This window comes from Deltaproteobacteria bacterium, from assembly GCA_009929795.1.
Lineage (GTDB): Bacteria > Desulfobacterota > Desulfovibrionia > Desulfovibrionales > Desulfomicrobiaceae > RZZR01.
Map to the genome: position 1 here is coordinate 1 of RZZR01000151.1, position 5,571 is coordinate 5,571.

The 5,571-nt window shown below is 60.6% G+C and carries 5 protein-coding genes; 4 read left to right on the forward strand and 1 reads right to left on the reverse strand.

Features of this window, described 5'->3' with window-relative positions; translation table 11 throughout:
• The first annotated feature begins 137 nt into the window (after positions 1–137).
• Complete coding sequence (locus EOM25_11885; GenBank protein ID NCC25873.1) at positions 138–722, forward strand: 5-formyltetrahydrofolate cyclo-ligase; 585 nt, start codon at positions 138–140, stop codon at positions 720–722.
• Positions 719–4,150: a hypothetical protein gene (locus tag EOM25_11890; protein ID NCC25874.1), complete on the forward strand. Its 3,432-nt coding sequence runs from the start codon at positions 719–721 to the stop codon at positions 4,148–4,150. The genes EOM25_11885 and EOM25_11890 overlap by 4 nt, the downstream gene beginning before the upstream one ends.
• Here EOM25_11890 and EOM25_11895 read toward each other — a convergent pair.
• Complete coding sequence (locus EOM25_11895) at positions 4,119–4,451, reverse strand: NGG1p interacting factor NIF3 (protein NCC25875.1); 333 nt, start codon at positions 4,449–4,451, stop codon at positions 4,119–4,121. The two genes, EOM25_11890 and EOM25_11895, sit on opposite strands and share 32 nt — an antisense overlap.
• A 124-nt stretch (positions 4,452–4,575) precedes the next feature.
• Here EOM25_11895 and EOM25_11900 point away from each other — a divergent pair, with 124 nt between their 5' ends.
• Positions 4,576–5,208: an OmpA family protein gene (locus tag EOM25_11900; protein NCC25876.1), complete on the forward strand. Its 633-nt coding sequence runs from the start codon at positions 4,576–4,578 to the stop codon at positions 5,206–5,208.
• The coding region (locus EOM25_11905; protein NCC25877.1) for a hypothetical protein at positions 5,202–5,571 on the forward strand (370 nt) is incomplete at its 3' end. The genes EOM25_11900 and EOM25_11905, both read left to right, overlap by 7 nt.

Consider the following 5,571-nt stretch of genomic DNA (forward strand, 5'->3'; position numbering starts at 1 on the left):
TTGCAGAAATGACAGGTTTTCGTGAATGTCGCCAAAGGCGACCCAGACATGTCGCGAGTCGGTCATAACACATTCCTCTTGTGATCTTTTGTCCGTACCTTTCGTATGGTACGCAAGTCAGAGCGGGGAATCAAGAAATGGACAAGAAGCGGCTGCGGGCCGAAATGCTGGCCAGACGGATGGCCATGTCCGCAAAAGAGTTCGAACGGCGAAGCGGTTTGATCCATGACAGACTGCGGTCCATGATAATCTGGCCGCAGGCTCGATGCGTTGCATTGTACGCCTCCTTCAGGAACGAGGTCGACACTCTGGTTCTGCTTGATGAACTCGAGACCAGGGGCGTCGAGATCTTGTTGCCCCGATGCTGCCCGGATAGGGCCGGTGAAATGAATTTTTACAAACTGGGATCATGTCGAGATTTGGTCTGCGGGGCCCACGGCATCCAGGAGCCCGATGAAAGGGTATGCGAACCGGTGACCGACCCCAGGCCGGATGTCGTTCTGGTTCCGGCTTTGGCCTTTGATCGGAATGGATACAGGCTGGGCTACGGCGGCGGCTACTACGATCGGTTTCTGGGAGCGGTGGGAGCCGGTTCGGTCAGCGTCGGACTGGCCTTTGACTTCCAAGTGGTGGACGCGATTCCACGGGAACCCTGGGACATGCCGGTCAGCCATGTGATCTTCGAGACGGGGCATCTCGGTCCATTGGGAGAAACGCCATGAAATGGAAGACAATTGCAATGTCCTTGGTGGCCGCGCCTGTTCTCGTCGTGGCCGTCGGGTTGGCAACTATGAACCAGTGGATCAACGCAAAGCCGGTTCAGGATCGTCTGGCTGCCATGGTCGGCGGGATGATCGGCCTGCCGATGGACTTTGGCAGTCTGGAAATCGACCCTGGCCTCGTGACCGGAATCGAACTTCGGGATCTGCAGATTGGAAGCGCTCCCGGCCCGGAGGTGGGGCTTTTGTTTCTGCGAGTCGATTTGGAGGTCTGGCCCTTGCTTATCGGGCGTCCGGCGGTCCGGGTTCTTGACGTCGAGGGATTGGATGTCCGTTTTGGGGATCAGGACGGGCGGACCGCTTCGGATCGGGCTGGAGCACAGGATGTTCCTTCCCCAGAACTGGACCTCGAGGCCCTGCATGAAACCCTGGTCCGCCTGGAATCGGTTCGGGTGACAGAAAGCCGGGTCCAACTCGGGGCCATTGTGATCGAAGATCTGGACGTTTCAATGACACCGAGCGGGCAGGGCGGGCTGATTCTGGCTCTGAAGTCCCTGGCCGAACTGGACGGCCAGGCCTGCGGCCTGGAAATGAACGGCACGGCAATTCCCCAAGGACGGGTCATGGAGGTCCTGGCCGATCTCGTGGTCACGGAGTTCCCCCTGGCTTTGACGTCGGCCCCGCCTGAATATGATGTCCAGAATGGGTCAGCGCTGATCCGGGCCGAGATTCGGGGCACCCTCCCCGATGAGCTGTACGCGGATCTGAAGGCCCTGATCCACGGCTACGACTTCTCGGTCGAGGCCTCGGGCCGGACCAAGGCCTACCATTTTCCGGTCCTGACGGCCGTGTCCCGGGCCGAGGCCCGGGGCCGGACGATCCGACTCACCGACATGGCCCTGTCAGGCTTTGATCTGAATGCCAATGGGAGCATGTCCATCGATTTCACACGTCCGCGCGACCCGGTCCTGGATCTCGTGGTGTCGACGGCGAGCATGAACTCTACGGACCTGTTGGGGCTGTTTCCCGATCCAGTGGTCCCGGCAGAGGTTGTGGAGGAGGTCTTTCCGATGATCCTCGGTGGCTCGGTTCGTCTGGATCGTTTTTTTCTCAATGGCCCGGTCTCCCGAATCGGGAACTTGGACGAAAAGGCCAATGCCGACACCCTTGGAGCCGAACTGGCCTTCGAAGATGTGGGCATCGAACTCGATCCCAAAGGCCCGGTGGTGGAGGGGGTGAACGGATCGGTCTCCTATCAGGGCGGCGTAGTCACGGTCCGGGCCGAGAGCGGACGGGTCTTGAATTCTACGGTGGACCGTTTCGACCTCAATATCGGCAACGTTTATGATGACGGGCTGCTCTATGATTTTTCTGGCCGAGGGGGGCTGGCCCTGTCCGATCTGATTCATTTTCGGGATGTCCGTTTCGTGACCGAAGAGGTCGCGGACGGCCTGGGCATGACCAAGGACCTGGGCGGAACGGTGGACTGGGATGCCCATGGACGGATCGGAACCGGGAAGACCAACGCGACCCTGACCTGTCGGCCCGGCCCAGTGCTCGTCCCCGTGGAGGGGATGCCTGCGGTGTCCGTCGAGTCTGGAGAGGTGAAAATCGTTTTGTCCGAGGGGGGCGGAAGAGAGGTTTTCATCCGCGATCTCGGGGGCAGATGGGGACAGACCACTTGGAGCGGCAATGGAACTCTGACTGGATCGTCCTGGGTTTTGTTGGCCGATGTCCACGGCCGGGTGGATGTGGAGGAAGTCCAAGGCCTGGGAGGAGGCAAGGAGCCATGGATCGCGGCTGAAAATAGTACCGACTATGCCCTGACAATCAAAGGGACGCCGGGTGGGCTCTTGGAAATAGACGGCGGATTCGACATGGCCGGATGGGGGCTGAGGGTTGGGCCGGGGGTGCTGCGGGCCGTCCAGGGTGATCGTCTGGATGTCAGCCTGACCTATCATCCCCGGGCGGGCGTCGTGGTCGACCGGGCCGTGGTCGGCCTCGGGGGGGCCTCGGTCCGGGCTCGGGGCCGGATCGAGCCAAGCCCCGAAACCAGGGTGTCCGGAAGTGTTGTTTTGGAATCGTTGCATCTGGGCCGGGGGGTGTGGGAGGGGGGCAACGCCACCCATGGCCTGGCCGGAACCCTGTCCGGCGAGGTGGCCTTCAGTCTCGCTCCCGACCGCCCAGAGAGCCTGAGCGCCAACGGGACCGTGGAGGGGCGTGGCCTGCGCCTGCCTCTGCCCGGAGAGATCCCGGTCGTCCACAACCTCGATTTTGATCTGGGTTTTCTGGATCGGGAACTGGATCTGTCTTCTTTCAGCATGCAGATCGGAGCCAATCCGGTCTACGGCCATGGACAATTTTTCCTGGGTCTCAGGACCACCGGCAGAGTCTACATCCGTTCGCCCCATCTCGACGTCGGGAAGATCGTCGATGCTGCTCTGGCTTCTACGGGCGGCAGGGGTGAGCAGCCCCGAAAGGAAGGCTCACGCTCCTCGTGGCCTTATGAGGTCGTGGTCGAGACATTCGTCGATGCCGGGCGGTACAAGGAACTGCGGTTCGGCCCGTTTCATGCCTTGGGACGAGTGACCGACGGGAGCCTGTTAGTTGATAGGGCCCGCCTGGACCTCCCGGCCGGGGTCGTGGCTCTGGAGAGCCGGGATGGCGGACACAGGGGGTATTTGGAACTGCAGGACCAGCCTATGAACAACATGATGGTCGCCCTGGGGGCCGATCAGGAGAAGTCCTTGGTGGACGGCCCGTTGCGGGCCAAGGGGTACGTATTCGTCCGACCGAAACGGACCGACCGGCCGGAGAGCTTTGCCGATCGGGTGGACGGAGCTCTGACTATGGAGATTGGCCGGGGATTCATTCGAAAGTCCAATGTCATGGCCCAGGTGCTGCATTTCTTGAACATCCAGAATATCCTGAGCCTCAACTTCTCTACTCTGGAGGAAGGCATTCCCTTCGAGACCATCGAGGGGTATTTCCACATCAGGAAGGGAATCGCCAAGACCGAGGACTTCACGGTCTCCAGTCCGGTCCTCAACGTGGCCACGGAAGGTGAATTGCGTTTGAAGGATATGACCGTGGAGGCGAGGCTGGCGGTCCAGCCCTTTGGCACGGTGGATTCATTGGTCAGCAAGATCCCCATTGCCGGGTACATTCTGACCGGTCAGGATAAGTCCCTGGTCAGCTATTATTTTAGGGTGCAGGGGCCGCTCAAGGACCCGGAGGTGACCTATGTGCCCTTTGTCGATCTGCCTGCGTCTGTCCTCGGGTATTTCAAGCGCATCCTGCTCACTCCGGTCAGGGTCTTCGATCAGTCCCGGGTGGACGAGGAGATGAAGCGGGACCGGATAGAGCCACCGGATTGGCTGAGCCTGCCTCCGGGCGTGATCAGTCTGCAACCGGGAAGTCCCGGATCGTAAGAATTGGCCAGGCCGCGTAGGCCGGTTCTTCGTACGGGTGGGCCGCAATCAGAGCCCGCAAGACATCGGGAAGGACATTGTCGCGGCAGACGAGTTCGACCCGGTATTCGTCGACGGTTTCGATGCGGCCGTGAGCCCCGATGTGCGGGTCGCTGCCTTCCAGGGGGCGGAACTGGCCCTGGCCGAGGACCTGCCAGCAACAGGAGTCGTAGTTTTCGTAATGTCCGGCTCCGGCGGCGAACACAGCTTCCTTGACGGTTTCCAGATGGGTCGCCGGAACATAGACGACGAGAACGTGCATTTCATCCCCCCAATGTGAATGTTGTTCGATGTGGTCAAATCTGGGGTCAGGTGGCGAGATTGTCAAACCAAACCGGCTCGGGTAGAGGTCCGGGCTTTCATGATGTGTACAAGGAGGCTTGACCATGCGATTTTTCCCATTGATTTTCCTTATTTTTTCTTTGATGTCCGTTCCCGTTCTGGCCATGGAGCCGGTTTTCGAGGATGACGCCCAGGGTATTCTCCAAGGGCTTCTGGCCACGGACGGCAAGAGTGGCGATGCATCGGCCATGGAGGTAACGGTCATGGAGCGGGTCCAGGGCGAAATGGTCACCCGGGTCATCACGGCCAGTCCCGGTCAGGGCGTGAATATTCTCGTGGAATTTGACTCGGGCAAGGCCACTTTGCGGTCTGCGTCCCGGGCAGTGCTCCGGGAACTCGGCCAAGCCCTGGCCTCTCCCGATCTTCAGGGGCGTCGGGTGGTCCTTCGGGGGCACACGGACGCGGACGGCCCGGCTGACATGAACAGGCGTCTGAGCCTGGAACGGGCCGAAACAGTCCGATCCTTCCTGCTGTCTGAGGCCGGTCTGGAATCGAATATGATCGAGGTTCAGGGTTTTGGGGAGGAGATGCCCGTGGCCGCCAACGACACTCTTTCGGGAAAGCAGCGCAATCGTCGCGTGGAGGTCGTTCTCGTTCCTCTGGGCGACGCTGGGCCCGAATCCCCAGGCTTGGGCGATGCCCTGGGTGTTGATGACGGAGGAGCCATCAAGTGGTGATTTTTGGTCCGGGCTGGGGTAGGAATTACTCCCTCGGCCCGTTCATCTTTTTTCTGTCTGCGTGGATCCTGTCGCTTCAGGCTGGCTGTCCTGTCCTGGCCGGAATCAATGAGACCACCATCCGGGTGGAAAAAGTCCTGGATGGGGATACCTTTGTGACCACGGCCGGGCAGACCATTCGTCTGCTCGGTATCGACAGCCCGGAAGCGGCCAATGACGGCCAGCCGCCCCAGTATTATGCCAAGGAATCGCGAAAGGAACTCAGGCGTTTGGTTCGGGGCGTGGACCTCAGGATGATGAACGAAAAATCCGAGAAAGACCGATATGGCCGGACCCTGGCCGTGCTGACCCTGCCCGACGGCC

Coding starts and splice junctions, on each gene's coding strand:
- EOM25_11885 (NCC25873.1), top strand. CDS start 138: ATGGACAAGAAGCGGCTGCGGGCCGAAATGCTGGCCAGACGGATGGCC.
- EOM25_11890 (NCC25874.1), top strand. CDS start 719: ATGAAATGGAAGACAATTGCAATGTCCTTGGTGGCCGCGCCTGTTCTC.
- EOM25_11895 (NCC25875.1), bottom strand. CDS start 4,451: ATGCACGTTCTCGTCGTCTATGTTCCGGCGACCCATCTGGAAACCGTC.
- EOM25_11900 (NCC25876.1), top strand. CDS start 4,576: ATGCGATTTTTCCCATTGATTTTCCTTATTTTTTCTTTGATGTCCGTT.